This is a genomic window from Citrobacter sp. On2M, from assembly GCF_018035235.1.
Taxonomy (GTDB): domain Bacteria; phylum Pseudomonadota; class Gammaproteobacteria; order Enterobacterales; family Enterobacteriaceae; genus Citrobacter; species Citrobacter meridianamericanus.
This window is the reverse complement of the sequence record NZ_WPCV01000004.1, coordinates 1,088,856-1,105,192: the sequence shown is the minus strand read 5'-3', so window position 1 is coordinate 1,105,192 and position 16,337 is coordinate 1,088,856. Positions and strand designations below refer to the sequence as shown.

13 protein-coding genes and 4 pseudogenes are annotated in these 16,337 nt (G+C 52.5%); 6 read left to right on the top strand and 11 right to left on the bottom strand.

What is annotated here, in order from left to right; all coding sequences use genetic code 11:
- Positions 1-149 precede the first annotated feature (149 nt).
- Complete coding sequence (locus tag On2M_RS15605; RefSeq protein WP_210905107.1) at positions 150-1,211, top strand: YncE family protein; 1,062 nt, start codon at positions 150-152, stop codon at positions 1,209-1,211.
- 174 nt (positions 1,212-1,385) lie between these two features.
- Here the strand turns inward: On2M_RS15605 and ansP are convergent, their stop codons facing one another.
- The 4 genes and pseudogenes from ansP to On2M_RS15585 form a co-directional block, all read right to left on the bottom strand.
- Positions 1,386-2,828, bottom strand: coding sequence for an L-asparagine permease (gene ansP, locus On2M_RS15600; protein WP_151225470.1), 1,443 nt, complete (start codon positions 2,826-2,828; stop codon positions 1,386-1,388).
- A 279-nt stretch (positions 2,829-3,107) separates the two neighbouring features.
- The gene (locus On2M_RS15595; protein ID WP_210905106.1) at positions 3,108-4,649 is read right to left on the bottom strand and encodes a PAS domain-containing methyl-accepting chemotaxis protein; all 1,542 of its coding nucleotides are present in this window, start codon (positions 4,647-4,649) and stop codon (positions 3,108-3,110) included.
- Between the two features lie 441 nt (positions 4,650-5,090).
- Positions 5,091-5,228, bottom strand: a pseudogene (locus tag On2M_RS15590) (zinc-binding dehydrogenase); the annotation flags it as partial.
- 2 nt (positions 5,229-5,230) lie between these two features.
- Positions 5,231-5,572: pseudogene (locus tag On2M_RS15585) on the bottom strand (LysR family transcriptional regulator); the annotation flags it as partial.
- A gap of 120 nt (positions 5,573-5,692) precedes the next feature.
- On the opposite strand from On2M_RS15585, the gene On2M_RS15580 reads away from it, so the two are divergent.
- The gene (locus On2M_RS15580; protein WP_151219266.1) at positions 5,693-6,310 is read left to right on the top strand and encodes a glutathione S-transferase family protein; all 618 of its coding nucleotides are present in this window, start codon (positions 5,693-5,695) and stop codon (positions 6,308-6,310) included.
- 69 nt (positions 6,311-6,379) lie between these two features.
- Here On2M_RS15580 and On2M_RS15575 read toward each other — a convergent pair whose 3' ends face one another.
- Complete coding sequence (locus On2M_RS15575; protein ID WP_210905105.1) at positions 6,380-6,511, bottom strand: glucarate transporter; 132 nt, start codon at positions 6,509-6,511, stop codon at positions 6,380-6,382.
- On the opposite strand from On2M_RS15575, the pseudogene On2M_RS24265 reads away from it, so the two are divergent.
- The 3 genes and pseudogenes from On2M_RS24265 to pptA form a co-directional block, all read left to right on the top strand.
- Positions 6,501-6,581, top strand: a pseudogene (locus On2M_RS24265) (hypothetical protein); the annotation flags it as partial. The gene On2M_RS15575 and the pseudogene On2M_RS24265 overlap by 11 nt on opposite strands.
- Before the next feature lie 49 nt (positions 6,582-6,630).
- A pseudogene (locus On2M_RS24445) lies at positions 6,631-6,735 on the top strand (GntR family transcriptional regulator); the annotation flags it as partial.
- Between the two features lie 34 nt (positions 6,736-6,769).
- Entirely contained in the window at positions 6,770-6,997 is a 228-nt protein-coding gene (gene pptA / locus On2M_RS15565) for a tautomerase PptA (RefSeq protein WP_151219263.1), read from the top strand.
- 28 nt (positions 6,998-7,025) lie between these two features.
- On the opposite strand, the gene On2M_RS15560 is transcribed toward pptA, so the two are convergent.
- Positions 7,026-7,598, bottom strand: a complete 573-nt coding sequence (locus On2M_RS15560) for a flavin reductase family protein (protein ID WP_151219262.1) — start codon at positions 7,596-7,598, stop codon at positions 7,026-7,028.
- Positions 7,599-7,755: 157 nt separating this feature from the next.
- Between On2M_RS15560 and nhoA the strand changes: the two genes are divergently transcribed.
- Complete coding sequence (gene nhoA, locus On2M_RS15555; protein WP_187252402.1) at positions 7,756-8,601, top strand: N-hydroxyarylamine O-acetyltransferase; 846 nt, start codon at positions 7,756-7,758, stop codon at positions 8,599-8,601.
- 56 nt (positions 8,602-8,657) lie between these two features.
- On the opposite strand, the gene On2M_RS15550 is transcribed toward nhoA, so the two are convergent.
- The 5 genes from On2M_RS15550 to On2M_RS15530 form a co-directional block, all read right to left on the bottom strand.
- Positions 8,658-9,551: a PhzF family isomerase gene (locus tag On2M_RS15550; protein WP_151225467.1), complete on the bottom strand. Its 894-nt coding sequence runs from the start codon at positions 9,549-9,551 to the stop codon at positions 8,658-8,660.
- Positions 9,552-9,649: 98 nt separating this feature from the next.
- Positions 9,650-10,330 carry a respiratory nitrate reductase subunit gamma gene (gene narI / locus On2M_RS15545; RefSeq protein WP_187252403.1) on the bottom strand — a complete coding sequence of 227 codons (681 nt, stop codon included), beginning with the start codon at positions 10,328-10,330 and terminating at the stop codon, positions 9,650-9,652.
- Positions 10,327-11,022, bottom strand: coding sequence for a nitrate reductase molybdenum cofactor assembly chaperone (gene narW / locus On2M_RS15540; RefSeq protein ID WP_210905103.1), 696 nt, complete (start codon positions 11,020-11,022; stop codon positions 10,327-10,329). The genes narI and narW overlap by 4 nt, the downstream gene beginning before the upstream one ends.
- Complete coding sequence (narH, locus tag On2M_RS15535; protein WP_151219257.1) at positions 11,022-12,566, bottom strand: nitrate reductase subunit beta; 1,545 nt, start codon at positions 12,564-12,566, stop codon at positions 11,022-11,024. Before narH ends, narW begins: the two co-directional genes overlap by 1 nt.
- Positions 12,563-16,303, bottom strand: coding sequence for a nitrate reductase subunit alpha (locus On2M_RS15530; protein ID WP_210905102.1), 3,741 nt, complete (start codon positions 16,301-16,303; stop codon positions 12,563-12,565). Before On2M_RS15530 ends, narH begins: the two co-directional genes overlap by 4 nt.
- Positions 16,304-16,337 lie beyond the last annotated feature (34 nt).

Here is a 16,337-nt window from a genome sequence, read left to right as displayed (position 1 = left end):
ACCAAAACGATTGTAGTCAATATGTGAATAAGTGCTCCACTTTGAGATGAATAATGATTACTATTCTCATTACTACAAAGCAAAACTATGATTTTGCGCATTGAAGCTATGTGAAGCAGTAACAAACGAATTTTTCAAAGGGAGTCGTCATGTCTTTACGTCATCTGTTTTCACCGCGTCTGCGTGGTTCATTACTGTTAGGTTCACTGCTCGTTGCATCATCTTTTACTACGCAGGCTGCAGAAGAACTACTGCGCAAAGCCGTGGGTAAAGGCGCCTATGAAATGGCGTACAGCCAACAAGAGAACGCACTGTGGCTGGCAACCTCGCAGAGCCGCAAACTGGATGTCGGCGGGGTGGTTTATCGTCTTGATCCAGTCACCCTCGAAGTGACTCAGGTTATTCATAACGATCTCAAACCGTTTGGTGCCACCATTAACAACGCCACGCAAACGCTGTGGTTCGGCAACACGGTAAATAGCGCGGTAACGGCGATGGATGCCAAAACGGGCACAGTGAAAGGGCGTCTGGTGCTGGATGCGCGTAAGCGTTCTGAAGATGTTCGCCCGCTGCAGCCGCGTGAGCTGGCCGCAGATGACGCCACGAACACGGTATACATTAGCGGTATTGGTAAAGAGAGCGTGATTTGGGTGGTGGACGGTGATGCCATTAAACTGAAGGACACCATTCAAAATACCGGCAAAATGAGCACCGCTCTGGCGGTCGACAGCAACGCTAAGCGCCTGTATACGGCCAATGCAGACGGTGAATTCATTACCATCGATACCACCACCAACAAAATTCTCAGTCGCAAAAAGCTGCTGGATGATGGCAAAGAGCATTTCTTCATCAACCTGAGCCTGGACACGGCGGGTAACCGTGCATTTGTCACCGACTCTAAAGCGGCAGAAGTGCTGGTAGTCGACACCCGTAATGGTAACGTACTGGCTAAAGTCGTCGCGCCGGAATCCCTGGCCGTGCTGTTCAACCCGGTGCGTAACGAAGCCTACGTGACCCATCGTCAGGCCGGAAAAGTCAGCGTGATCGACGCGAAAACTTATAAAGTCATCAAAACGTTTGATACCCCAACATTCCCGAACAGCCTGGCGCTCTCCACCGATGGTAGAACCCTGTACGTCAGCGTGAAGCAGAAGTCTACACGCGAGCAGGAAGCTACCCAGCCGGACGATGTTATTCGTATTGCGCTGTAATTAACCGGAGGGGGAAACCCCTCCGATCATTTCTCCAAACCCTACGATACGCCTCGTCAAAGCTGGATAAAAAGACGGGAATGCGCGGGGAATTAACAGCAATGACGTCGCGCAGTTGATTGAAACTAACTAAAAAAGAAGGCCTGAAGGATTAACCTGTCAGGCCTTTTGTCATTACGGCGCAGTGCGGTGAATTTCAGCAACGCGCTTACGTACACCAAACCAACCCGCAACCAGCAGGATGGCTATCAGCGGTAATGATGCGATGGTATAAGTACCGTTCGGATAGTCAAACGCCATCAGTACCAGCACGCTCAGCAGGAACAGCAGCGTTAACCAGGAGGTAAACGGTGCGCCCGGCAGTTTGAAGCTGACATCTGCCGTTTTGCCTTCTTTGATGGCCCGGCGCAGACGCATCTGACAGACCATAATAAATCCCCACGACGCAATAATGCCCAGCGACGCGAAGTTCAGCACGATCTCAAACACCTGCGATGGCACCAGATAGTTCAGGAATACGCCAACGACATACACGACCAGCGTGGCGAGGATCCCAGCCCAGGGTACCTGTTGACGGCTCATTTTCGCCATAAACTTCGGCGCAGATCCGCCCATCGCCATGGAACGTAAAATACGCCCGGTGCAATACAGCCCGGAGTTAAGGCTGGAAAGCGCCGCAGTGAGCACCACAATATTCATGATACTGCCGATGTACGGCACACCCAGTTTGGAGAAGAAGGTGACAAACGGGCTTTGTCCTGCCTGATAGGCGTTCCATGGTAGTAACAGAACCAGCAGCACGACAGAACCCACATAAAACAGACCAATACGCCAGATAACGCTATTGATTGCTTTTGGCACCATCGTTTTCGGATCTTTGCATTCACCGGCGGCAGTGCCCACCAGTTCAATAGAGGCAAACGCAAAAACCACACCCTGTACAAGTACCAGCGCTGGCAACAGGCCATGCGGGAAGAATCCGCCGTTGTCGGTAATCAGGTGAAAGCCCGTGGCGTTACCATCAAGCGGCTTTCCGGTACCTAAAAATACGGTCCCCACCACCAGAAAAATGACAATCGCCAGTACTTTAACCAGTGCAAACCAAAACTCCATCTCTGCGAACCACTTCACGCCGATCATGTTCATGGTGCCGACAATGGCCAGTGCGCCGAGGGCGAATACCCACTGCGGCACATCGCCAAATGCGCCCCAGTAATGCATATACAGCGCCACTGCGGTGATATCGACAATGCCGGTCATTGCCCAGTTGATGAAGTACATCCAGCCCGCCACATAGGCGGCTTTCTCACCTAAAAATTCACGAGCATAGGAAACAAAACTGCCGCTGGAAGGGCGGTGTAAAACCAGTTCACCGAGCGCGCGCAGTATAAAGAACGAAAAAATACCGCACACCAGATAGACCAGCGCCAAAGCAGGCCCGGCCATCTGCAAGCGTGCGCCTGCGCCTAAAAACAATCCGGTACCAATTGCGCCGCCAATGGCGATCATTTGCACCTGTCGATTGCCCATCGCTTTGTGATACCCCTCTTCGTGAGCATTCAACCAGCGTCGTTTCGCCGCATGTTGCTCTGCGGCTTGCGTGTTGTTTGTGTTCATTACGTTTCCTGTTGACCTGACAAAAATTCAACGTCCTTTTTGCCGCACCTGCTGCGGCGAAAACAGCGTTACCCTTCATTGTGTTACGAGGGAAAACAGCCGGCCGAGCATCCTACATTCAATTGATCGGTTTCGCAAAGCCCCGATAACAAGAATTCAGTATTTTTTGTACAGCCATAGCTGGCGCGGTGTGGCCCCGATTCAGCCAATAAAAAAGAAGGGGGTTAATACAAGGAGAGGCGCGCTTATCGAGACATTTACCCGATAAGCGCGGCGTGTTTATGCCGATGCGCCAAAGACCTGAACGGCCTGCTGTAAACGTGATGAACGCTGGGTCAGATCGGCGGTCGCGTCAGTGACACGTTCCACCATCTCGGCGTTATTGTGTGTCATGGTGCCAACGCGTGAAATCGAATCATTAATCAGATCCAACGCCAGGGTTTGCTCGCGGGTGGCCAGACTAATGTCTTTGATCATCATCGACATCTGCAGTACATCGCCAATCATCCCGGTGAGATGTGTTTCAGTTTGCTCCACCATTTTGACCCCGCTATTCACGTTAGCGACGTTTTTTTCGATAAGTTGCTTGATCTCTTTTGCCGCGGACGCTGAGTGCTGCGCCAGATTTCGTACTTCTGCCGCCACGACGGCAAAACCACGGCCGGATTCCCCGGCGCGCGCCGCCTCAACTGCGGCATTGAGCGCCAGAATATTGGTCTGAAAAGCGATGCTGTCGATGACGCCAATGATGTCAACGATCTGCCCGTTGTCACGCGATATCGCCTGCATCATGGCGATAGTTTGTTTCATGATATCGCCGCCTTCTGCAGCGTTGGCGCTGGTTTTATCGGCCATAGTCATGGTATGAGCCGCCGTTTCAGCGGTTTGCTGTACTGCACTGCCAATTTCTTCAATGGCCGCAGCCGTCTGTTGCAGGTCGGCTGAGGTTTCTTCTGAGCGTTTATGCAGCGCCGTACCTTCTTTTGATACCCGTTGACTGATCGCGCGAATGCCGGAGATTTGCGTACTGACGTCATCGACCAGTGAATTCAGGTTAAGTCCGGACTGATTAACCAGCCGCATCAGCATTCCGATCTCATCCACCCGATTTAAATGACAGTTATCAGGTTTTCGTCCGGATACCACTTTTTTCATTTGCGTCAGTAGCGTATTAACTGGCTGACAAATTTGATACTTAAGGTAAATAGCAAGCATAAGAAATAATATTAACAACCCACCCGCCTGAATAAATGGGTTGATAGGGGCGAACTGAAATAACAAAGTGAGCAGGGCGGCTACTCCTAAAGAATAATTGACGCGCTGGCTAATACTCAGCCATTTAAACATAGAAGCCCATGCCATTATGCCGCGACGAATGATAATGCCTTTATAAAGCCGAAAGCCTTTAAACTGCTGACTATTAATTTTTTGGTATAAGCTTTCACTATGAGTTATTTCATCACGCGAAGGAACGGTACGCACCGAAATGTAGCCAGTGAGCTTTTCATTTTGCCAGACCGGTGTAACGTTGGCGCGAACCCAGTAATGGTCGCCATTCTGCCGACGGTTTTTCACCATCCCTGTCCAGCTCTCTCCCTGCTGTAGCGTGTACCACATATCGGCGAACGCCGCGGGAGGCATATCAGGGTGGCGAATAATATTATGCGGTTCGCCCATTAACTGGTGTTCGTTAAATCCGCTGGCGTCAATAAACGCAGAGTTGGCGTAGGTAATATGACTTTCTTTATCCGTCGTAGAAAGCAGCGTCGCTTTATCGTTAAGTCTGTGCTCAATTTGTGTAACGGGCGTGTTACTTTTCATAGAGACCCCATGATGGTATGTAAAATCCATACAAAAAATCCCCGCAATGAAACCAGGGGATATTAAAAGTTGTTTTAAATAAGTCTTAATAAGAAACGCTGCATTCTCTACTAATCATCAATTTTGTGAAAGTACTTAAAATAAAAATTTCCATTTAAACTATTCATTTGTTGTCATAAAAGTTAAACAATTAATACAAACATATAACGCGAAAGGCGGTTTGCCCTGACCTAAGTTAAATTAACTGCTATCTTACTGTTGAAATAAAACAAACTCAAAAGTATATTTTTTTACAGGGCGGATAACATCCCTATTATATTTTGTAGTGTACGCATACAAGATTTTTTAATCAGGAAGTGATAGGCATAGTGAAAATATCGCGCCAGAAAGAAAGCGCTGTCAGGAGCGCACCGTGAGGCACAAGGCTGCGCCGCACAGGGATTACAGGGTGACGACGATTTTACCCACCTGACCGTTGGCTTCCATGTAGCGATGCGCGTTGACAATGTCATCAAAAGCGAAGGTTTTATCAATCAGCGGTTTGAGCTGACCGGATTGCAGTCCTTCAAAGATAAACCGTTATCCGGGTAGCGCGACTGGAAATCGTTCAGGGCCGGGACTAATACCGAATGCGCCAGCGACAGGGGAGCGTTCACCCTGAGTTTTCCGCGCGGAGGGCGAGTGGGTGAGAAAGAGGTCATGATGTCATCAACATCACCAAGTAATATTTTTGTGCGCTGATAAAAAGCGTCGCCCTCATCAGTCAGACTCACTTTGCGGGTGGTGCGCTTAAGCAGCTTTACGCCCATCGCTTTGGTTACAGCAGGGCGATGCAGGTGTAACACATCGGCGGCTTTGGCAAATCCGCCTTGCTCCACAACCTGCACAAAAATGCTCATGTATTTAAACATACTGGAACGCATCTCTTACTCTCCTGGTGTTCGCTCTGGCACGGGTATTGTTATTATTAGAGTAATAATGATGACTGCATAGACTCACGAATGCTGCTCTACACTTAGGGTTTTAACATTGAGGGTTGCAGCATGATGAAAATCTATGGGGTGCCGGGCTGGGGATCGGCCATCAGTGAAGTTATGCTCACACTGGCGGAAATCCCTTATCATTTTATTAATGTCGACGGTTTTGACAGTGACGGCCCTCAGCGGGAGTTACTTAAAAAAATGAATCCGCTATGTCAGGTGCCCACACTGGTGCTGGAAAATGGCAATGTGATGACGGAAACGGCAGCGATCGCGCTGATGATCCTCGATCGTTGCCCTGAACTTGCGCCACCCGTTGGACACGCCGAACGCCAGCAGTTTCAGCGCCTGCTGATTTGGCTGGTGGCAAATGTCTATCCTACATTTACCTTTGCCGACTATCCCGATCGCTGGGCGCCAGATGCTCCGGCGCAGTTGAAAAAAAACTGCATTGAGTACCGGAAATCTCTCTATATGTGGCTGAACGATCAGCTAAACGCCGAGCCGTACGCATTCGGGGATCAGCTAACACTACTGGACGTATATATTGCCGTTATGCGCACCTGGGGGCCAGGGCATGACTGGTTTCAGGACAACACGCCGAATATTAGCGCCATCGCTGATGCAGTTTGTCAGCACCCACGGCTGCGTACTGTACTGAAAAACAATAAGATTATTTGAATAAAAAAACGCTATTCCGCAGGAGTGCAAATCCCGGAACAGCGGGCGAACTATCGCCATAAGGTAAAATTACGCGACGGAAGGCGTCAGCGTAATACGATCCAATGAACCCACGATAAACAGATAAGAAATCAGGCCAATCAGCCCCATCGAACCGACGTACTGAATGGCGTAATCAAAAGACTGAGGATTGTCACCCATCACGGTGAGCAGGGCGCTAAATAACCCGCAGTTGGCGCGCCCGAAAACCGTGGAAAAAGTGATACAGGCGGTGGCAGACTATTTGCTGAACAAAGGTTATCGCCGTCCTGGTTTGCTATGGACAGCGCGCTGCCACACTTCTGGCCGATCGTATCGAACAAATCCCGCGTGAAGACGATATTATTGATGTCGGATTTCACCTGGTTGAACGAGAGTCCGCATAAGTAACCTGCATCCCAAAACAATAAGGAACCTGTCATGCCGCACGTTGATATCAAATGTTTTCCTCGCGATCTGAACGAAGAACAGAAGGCCGCACTGGCGGCGGATATTACCGAAGTCATTATTCGTCATTTACAAAGCAAAGAGAGTTCAGTGAGCGTGGCGCTGAATGAAATTGAGCCCGAGGCGTGGCAGGGCGTGTGGGATGCCGAAATTGCGCCGCAGATGACGAGGCTGATTAAAAAACCCGGCTACAGCATGTGAAAGTAAACGGGCGATTATTGCGCCCGTATTATTCAGCCGCTGTTATGCGTTTCCCGCTGGTGACAAAGGTTCCGGCGCCAAGATGATGCAGGGTATTGAGTAGGCCATCATCAAACTGCCAGCGTCCCTCAACGAAGACACGCTCATCAGCGGCAGCAGATACCACTTCGCCAAACAGGGTGTCATATTTTTCCTGTGCCGCCGTTGCAGGCAGCAGACGACACTCCATCCAGGCCAGACATTTCGCTTCTATTAACGGTAATCCCAGTACCGGACCTTTTACCACCGGAATACCATAGCAGTTAAATTTATCTTCTACGCGGCCCGAAACGCTGCCTACCGCCCAGGTCCAGTTGGTGGCGGCCACGCCCGGAATAACGATGCCGAACTTGCCGCTACGCTCAATCAATTCACGCGACCAGGCGGTTTTATCGACAACAATTGCGATCCGCGGCGGTTCAAACTCCACGGGCATTGACCATGCCGCCGCCATCACATTGCGCCGCTCGGTATGCTCATCCCGGCTGGTGATTAGTATCGTAGGGCCGTGGTTAAGCAGCCGACTTGCATGTTTTAATTCGATTGAACGGAAATGGCTCATGGATGCTCCTGATCTGAGAGATAACACACCACAATAGATATAGATATTAACGGTATTAGCGATTTTGTCGCCTCGTCTTGAGGAACAACGCACAATTTCGACAGCGTAAAATTAAAAATGCGTTATAAGTACTGCACCAATCGAACAGGAACGCCGTATGACGCCTTTTTTAACCGCTTATTTTGCCCGCATTGGCTGGTCAGGTTCGGCCAGCGCCGACATTGAAACCTTAAAAGCACTGCATTTACTGCACAACGGTGCAATTCCATTTGAGAACCTGGATGTATTGCTGCCAAGAGAGATGCAGCTCGACGATCAGTCGCTGGAAGAGAAACTGGTGACCGCGCGTCGCGGCGGCTATTGCTTTGAGCAGAACGGAGTGTTTGAGCGCGCGTTACGCGAAATCGGTTTTAACGTACGTAGCCTTCTCGGACGAGTGGTTCTGGCTAATCCGTCAAGCTTGCCGCCGCGCACGCATCGTCTGTTGCTGGTTGAATTACAGGGAGAGCAGTGGATCGCCGACGTTGGCTTCGGCGGACAAACGCTGACGGCGCCGATTCGTCTGCAGGCCGACATTGAGCAGCAAACGCCACACGGCGAATATCGCCTGGTTCAGGAGGGTGATGACTGGATCCTGCAGTTCCGCCATCACGATCACTGGCAGTCAATGTACTGCTTCGATCTGGTGGTGCAACATCACAGCGATTATCTGATAGGTAACTTCTGGTCCGCGCACTGGCCACAATCACATTTTCGTCATCATCTGCTGATGTGTCGCCATCTTCCGGACGGCGGCAAGCTGACGTTGACCAATTTTCATTTTACCCATTATCAGGATGGTCGTGCGGTAGAACAGATAAATTTACCCGATGTCGCCAGTCTGTATGCCTTGCTGCAGGAACGGTTTGGACTGGGTGTGGATGATGTGAAGCATGGGTTTACCCTGGATGAGCTGGCGACCGTCATGGCGGCGTTTGATACACATCCGGAGGCGGGGAAATAGAGGATGGGAATAATGCCGGATGCGGCGTCATCGCTTCATCCGGCTTACAGATTCAATCAAAAATCGATCGCCCATTCGGCATGAAACAGGATCACTGCCGAACCGGTAATAGTCACTTTTTCCGGCAGGTTATCACGGATAGCCACCGTCACATCAACAATACCGTCGCGCCCGAGCGCGCGGCCCTGATGCCCCTGAACACGTAGCGTTTTCCCGTCATGCGGCATCACGCCATGGTGAACCAGCCACGCCCCCATTGGACCGTTGGCATTGCCGGTGACCGGATCTTCCACAATACCAATAGCAGGCGAGAACATGCGGCCATCGGTGGCGTTTTCGCCCTTGCGAATTTGAAAAGGGAAGAACCCGTTACAGCCAATTTGCTGGCTGATAGCGGTCAGGGCAGGCAAATCCGGGGAAAGGGCGTCGAGGTCCACCTCAGGCTTCAGCGCAATCATCACTTTAGAGTGTCCGGTGGTGGCTACCTGAATGGGTAATCCGGGCAGCATATCGTCTTCGCTCAGGTGCAGTGCATCGATTATCGCGGTACGTACAGCACCTTCCAGCGGAGCTTCGAATCCAGGTACGCCTTGTTCAAGGCTGATGCGATAGTCATTGTCACTTGCTTCAATATCGACCCGATGACGACCGGCGAGCGAGGTTTGCCAGACGGTGCTGTTGCCCAAACCCAGCACATTGGCGCGCACATAATGTGCTGCGACGGTAGCGTGCCCACAGATAGGAACTTCGACCGTCGGCGTGAAATAACGGATGTGAACATCGCTGTCGTCACTGGTCAGCAGGAATGCGGTTTCCGAATGACGTAGCTCGCGAGCAATGAGCTGCATCTGCGCTTCGCTCAGTCCGTCAGCATGCAACACCACTCCCGCTGAATTGCCACGAAAGGGTATCGAGGTAAAGGCATCGACGTGATAAACCTGTGGTTTCATTAGCGTTCTCCCTGGGATGGAGAAGCATCATAACGTACAAAAAGCGGGATAGCGATCCAGGCCCGGTAAGCGCAAGCTATACCGGGCATCAGAAAAAATTAGCGGCGTGAACGCACTATCTGATAACGGCGGGTAAAGTACTCAAACGGCGCACTCCATACGTGGACCAGTCGGGTGAACGGGAACAGCAGGAAAATGGTCATTCCCAGAACCAGATGCACACGGAAAATCCACGCCACGCCATCCAGATGCGCAGACGCACCGCCCTGGAAGGTCACCACCGACTGCGCCCAACCGACCAGTTTCAGCATTTCACTGCCGTCAGGATGCTGCGCTGAGAACGGGATAGTGGTTAAACCGAGAATACATTGAATCAGCAGAACGCAGAGGATCAGAATATCGGCGGTGGAGGAGGTTGCACGAATGCGCGGATTAGTCAGCCGGCGCACCAGCAGGCCAGCGCCGCCAACCAGCGTCAGCACGCCACAAAATCCGCCGGCAATCATCGCCATCTGCTGCTTTACCGCAATCGGCAGGAACCAGGCATACATCCAGTGCGGCGTTAACATGCCAAACAGGTGACCGAAGAATATCCCCAGAATACCGATATGGAATAAGTTTGACCACAACACCATACCGCGTTTGTCCAGCATCTGGCTGGAAGAGGCGCGCCATGTGTATTGCCCGTAGTCGTAGCGTAGCCAACTGCCGAGGATAAACACCGTACCGCACAGGTACGGATAGATATCGTAAAAAAAGACGTTCAGGTACTGTATCATTTCGGGCCTCCCGCGCTGACGTCGACATACTGAGGTGCCACGTCCTGGCTAAAGCGTCGTTGATAATTTTGTAACGGTGAACTGTCACAGGCGGTGGCGTTATCCTCAATAAACTTCACCTGTTCCTCTTCCCAGACTGCATCCAGCGCCTGTCGGGTATCGTCGCGAGTTTCCGTGCTAACCTGTTTAGTGACACTGTCACTTGAGAGGGGGCTTCCTGCAAGCAGCAGCAGGGCATCAAACAGTTGATACCAGGGCGTATCACGCTGCTTCAAACGCCCACCCAGTAACGCCAGAATCGGTGCGACGTTCTGCAGCCCTTCTTTAGCCTCCGCTTCCGGTAACACGCTTAAGTACTCAAGATATAAAGGCAGGTGATCCGGCAGTTCACGACAGTCGAGCTGCAGCCCGACCTTTTCGTACTGCGCCAACAGATCAACCATTGCCTGACCACGGTCACGAGACTCGGCGTGCACATGTTCAAACAGCAGCAGAGAGGTGGCCCGACCCCGGTCAAAGATTTCGCACCATTCGGCTTGTTTATCCAGTAACGGCGCATTGAGCAGCGCCTGGCTAAATTCGCTAAGCATTGGGGCATCGCAGGCCACAAGCGCCAGTGCCTCGTCTTTACACTCCCTTAGCAGTTCGTCGGGGTACTCCATCAGCAGGCCGATAACCTTCAGGATTTGCATTATTCCCCCTCCGCTTTATCGCGCACTTCTGTGATGTCGATAGCGTCAATACGGCTACTGTTGAACAGGTTGAATTTAGTGTCGGAGCCATGGCAGCCGTCACCGAAGGTAAAGCCGCAGCCGTTTTTCTCCGGGAAGGCATCGCGCGCCATTTCGCGGTGGCTGGTCGGGATCACGAAGCGGTCTTCATAGTTGGCAATCGCCAGATAGCGATACATTTCTTCAACCTGCTCAACGCTCAGACCCACTTCCTCAATCGCGCGAGTATCCGTAACACCTTCGACGGTTTGCGAACGCATATAGTGGCGCATCGCCATCATCCGTTTTAGCGCGCGCAGTACCGGGCCGGTATCGCCCGCGCTAAGCATGTTGGCGAGGTATTGAACCGGAATTCGCAGTGACTCAACCGCAGGCAAAATGTTGCCGTTGTGCGGCAGGCCACCGGCGTCGGCAATTGACTGAATCGGTGACAACGGCGGAACATACCAGACCATCGGCAAAGTGCGGTATTCGGGATGCAGAGGCAGCGCCAGCTTCCAGTCCATCGCCATTTTATAGACCGGTGAACGTTGGGCCGCTTCGATAACGTTGTGCGGAATCCCCTGTTTCAGCGCTTCTTCAATCACCGCCGGATCGTTCGGGTTGAGGAACACATCGCACTGACGCTCGTAGAGATCGGTTTCATGCTCGGTGCTCGCAGCTTCCTCGATGCGATCGGCATCGTACAGCAATACGCCGAGATAACGGATACGCCCGACGCAGGTTTCTGAACACACCGTTGGCTGACCGGACTCAATACGTGGATAACAGAAAATGCACTTCTCTGATTTGCCACTCTTCCAGTTAAAGTAGATTTTTTTATACGGGCAACCGCTAATGCACAAACGCCAACCTCGACATTTGTCCTGGTCGATCAGCACGATGCCGTCTTCTTCACGCTTATAGATGGCACCGCTCGGGCAGGTGGCGACACAGCTTGGGTTCAGACAGTGTTCGCACAGGCGCGGTAAATACATCATGAAGGTGTTTTCGAACTGCCCGTACATCTCCTTTTGCATCTTCTCAAAGTTACGGTCACGGGCTCGTTTTGAAAACTCACCGCCGAGCAGCTCTTCCCAGTTAGGACCCCAGATAATCTTGTCCATCCGCTTGCCATCAATCAGTGAACGCGGACGCGCGGTGGGCTGATTCTTGCTCTCCGGCGCGCTATGCAGATGCTGATAATCGTAGGTAAACGGTTCGTAATAATCATCGATTTGCGGGATCACCGGGTTGGCGAAAATTTTGGTGATCACGCCCATCTTGCCGCCCAGACGCGGTCTGATCTTGCCGTTGACATCACGAACCCAGCCGCCTTGCCACTCTTCCTGATCTTCCCAGTTTTTCGGATAACCAATGCCCGGCTTGGTCTCGACGTTGTTAAACCATGCATATTCCATCCCTTCACGCCCGGTCCAGACGTTTTTACAGGTGACGGAGCAGGTGTGGCAGCCGATGCACTTATCCAGATTAAGGACCATGCCTACCTGTGAGCGTATTTTCATTTTTTCGCCTCCTGTACCTGATCGCGACCTTCATCATCCAGCCAGTTAATGTTTTTCATTTTTCTAATCATGATGAACTCATCGCGGTTAGAGCCGACCGTCCCGTAATAATTGAAGCTGTATGCCAGTTGCGCATAGCCGCCGATCATGTGCGTGGGTTTCGGGCAGACGCGGGTGACCGAGTTATGGATCCCGCCACGCATCCCGGTGACTTCCGAGCCTGGGATACTCATGATTCGCTCCTGAGCGTGATACATCATGGTCATTCCCGGAGGTACGCGTTGACTCACTACTGCACGCGCAGTGAGCGCACCGTTGGCGTTGAAGGCTTCAATCCAGTCGTTATCCTCAATGCCCAGCTCTTTGGCATCGGTCTCGCTGATCCAGACAATGGGGCCGCCGCGAGAAAGCGTCAGCATCAGCAGGTTTTCGCTGTAGGTGGAGTGGATCCCCCATTTCTGATGCGGCGTCAGGAAGTTGAGCGCTTTTTCCGGGAAGCCGTTAGGCGGAACTTCGCGCATTTCACTGACGCTGCGGGTATCGATAGGCGGACGATATGCCACCAGACTTTCACCAAACGCTCGCATCCACGCATGATCCTGATACAACTGCTGACGACCGGACAGGGTACGCCATGGGATCAGTTCGTGGACGTTGGTATAGCCTGCGTTATAGGAGACATGTTCGCTTTCCAGACCGGACCAAGTAGGACTGGAGATAATTTTGCGCGGCTGCGCCTGGATATCGCGAAAACGAATTTTCTCGTCTTCTTTGTTCAAGGCCAGATGCGTATGGTCGCGACCAGTCATCGCGCCCAGCGCTTCCCAGGCTTTTACCGCCACCTGACCGTTGGTTTCCGGTGCCAGGGCGAGGATTACTTCAGAAGCATCCAGTGCAGTGTCAATCAACGGTCGGCCTTTTGCCGGGCCTTCGCGTTTGGTGTAGTTCAGCTTGCCGAGGAAATCGACCTCCGTCTGAGTATTCCACGCAATACCTTTCCCGCCGTTGCCGAGCTTATCCATGAGTGGGCCGAGCGAAGTAAAACGTTCGTAGGTGGCGGGGTAGTCACGCTCCACAACGGCAATATTGGGCGCTGTTTTCCCCGGCAGGAGATCGCATTCGCCTTTACGCCAGTCCAGAATGTCAAACGGCTGCGCCAGTTCTGCCGGGGAGTCGTGTTGCAGCGGTTGCAATACAACATCCGTTTCTTGCCCAAGGTGCCCGACACAAACCTCGGAGAAGACTTTGGCGATGCCTTTATAAATTTCCCAGTCGCTCTTCGATTCCCACGCCGGGTCGACTGCCGCTGACAAGGGATGAATAAACGGATGCATATCCGAGGTGTTCATATCGTCTTTTTCATACCAGGTGGCGGTTGGTAAAACGATATCGGAGAACAGGCAGGTACTCGACATACGGAAATCGAGCGTTACCAGCAGATCGAGCTTGCCCTCAATCGCTGCGGACTGCCATTCAACTTCTTCAGGTTTAATACCGTCGCTTGAACCGAGCGCCTCTCCCTGGATCCCGCTTTCGGTACCCAGCAGATATTTGAGCATGTATTCATGCCCTTTACCGGAAGAGCCGAGCAGGTTAGAGCGCCAGACGAAGAGGTTGCGTGGATGGTTCTTGCCGCTATCCGGCTGTTCGCAGGCAAAACGAATATCACCCGATTTCATCGCCTGCGCGGTATATTCCACCGGAGACATTCCCGCTTGATCTGCCTTTTCCTTGACGGTCAGTGGGTTGAGGTTTAGCTGCGGGGCGGACGGCAGCCAGCCCATCCTTTCTGCGCGCACGTTAAAATCAATTAAATGCCCACTAAACTTCGATGCATCGGCCAGCGGAGAGAGGAGTTCCTGAGCGGTAAGTTTTTCATAGCGCCACTGACTGGAGTGGTTGTAGAAAAACGAGGTGCTGTTCATCTGACGCGGAGGACGGTTCCAGTCCAGCGCAAAGGCCAGCGGTAACCAACCGGTTTGCGGCCGCAGCTTCTCCTGACCCACATAGTGTGCCCAGCCGCCGCCGCTTTGCCCCACGCAACCACAGAACACGAGGATGTTAATCATCCCACGATAGTTCATGTCCATGTGATACCAGTGGTTAACGCCCGCCCCGAGGATGATCATCGAGCGGCCATGCGTTTTGTGCGCGGTATCAGCAAACTCGCGGGCGATTTGCTCGATATGACGGCGTGGCACGCCGGTAATTTGCTCGCCCCAGGCAGGGGTGTAGGCTTTCACTTCGCTGTAATCTTGCGCGCTATGAACATCATCCAGACCACGGTCGAGGCCGTAATTCGCCAGTACCAGATCATAGACGCTCACCACCGGGCAACGGCTGCCATCGGCGAGGGTAAGATGTTTTACCGGCAGTTGGCGAATCAGCACCGGCTCCTGTTTCACGCTGCGAAAATGTGGGTTTTCGTTGCCGCCGAAATAGGGAAACGCCACGCCGGTCACGTCATCATGCTGACCAAGCAGCGAGAGGGAAAGCTCTGTTTCAGTCCCTGCCGCCAGCGATTCGAGATTCCATTTGCCTTTCTCGCCCCAGCGAAAACCGATGGATCCGTTCGGGACAACCAGTTCGCCTTCGCGGTTGAAAGCCACCGTTTTCCACTCTGGATTGTTGTTTTCGCCCAGACCATCGACAAGGTCTGAGGCGCGCATCATGCGTCCAGGCACGTAGGTGCCATCTTCGCGGGCATCCAGCAGCACCAGCATCGGCATGTCGGTATAGCGGCGACAGTAATTGAGGAAGTAATCGCTGGGATTGTCGAGGTGGAACTCTTTCAGGATGACGTGGCCCATTGCCATCGCCAGCGCGCTGTCCGTCCCTTGTTTGGGTGCCAGCCACTGGTCGCAGAGTTTGGCGACCTCCGAGTAATCCGGCGTAATGGCAATCGTCTTGGTACCTTTGTAACGTACTTCAGTAAAAAAGTGCGCGTCCGGGGTTCGGGTCTGTGGCACGTTAGAACCCCAGGCAATGATATAACTGGAGTTATACCAGTCGGCAGATTCCGGTACATCGGTCTGCTCGCCCCAGGTCATTGGTGATGCAGGCGGTAAGTCGCAGTACCAGTCATAGAAGCTCAGACAAGTTCCGCCCAGTAGCGAGAGATAGCGTGTGCCTGCGGCATAAGAGACCATCGACATTGCGGGGATGGGGGAGAATCCGGCCACGCGATCCGGACCGTAGGTTTTTACCGTCCAGACGTTGGCGGCGGCAATCAACTGATTAAGCTCTTTCCAGTTGGAACGGATAAACCCGCCGCGCCCGCGCACCTGCTTGTAACTCAGGCATTTTTGCGGGTCGTTCATAATGGATTCCCAGGCCAGCACCGGATCGGGCTGGCGGGACAGGGCGTCGCGCCACAATTCGATTAGACGTTTACGCACCAGCGGATATTTCAGGCGGTTGGCGCTGTACAGATACCAGGAATAACTTGCGCCGCGTGGGCAGCCACGGGGCTCATGATTTGGCAGGTCAGGTCGGGTACGAGGATAGTCGGTTTGCTGAGTTTCCCAGGTTACCAGCCCGTTTTTGACGTAGATTTTCCAGCTGCATGAGCCGGTACAGTTAACGCCGTGGGTAGAACGCACAATTTTATCGAACTGCCAGCGCTGACGATAGCTGTCTTCCCAGTCCCGGTTGGTGTGCATCACTTGCCCATGCCCCTCGGCAAATGTCTCACCCTTTTGTTTAAAGTAGCGAAAGCGATCTAACAGTTTACTCATGACATAACTCCTGCTTCGAATAACGTTGCCCGCA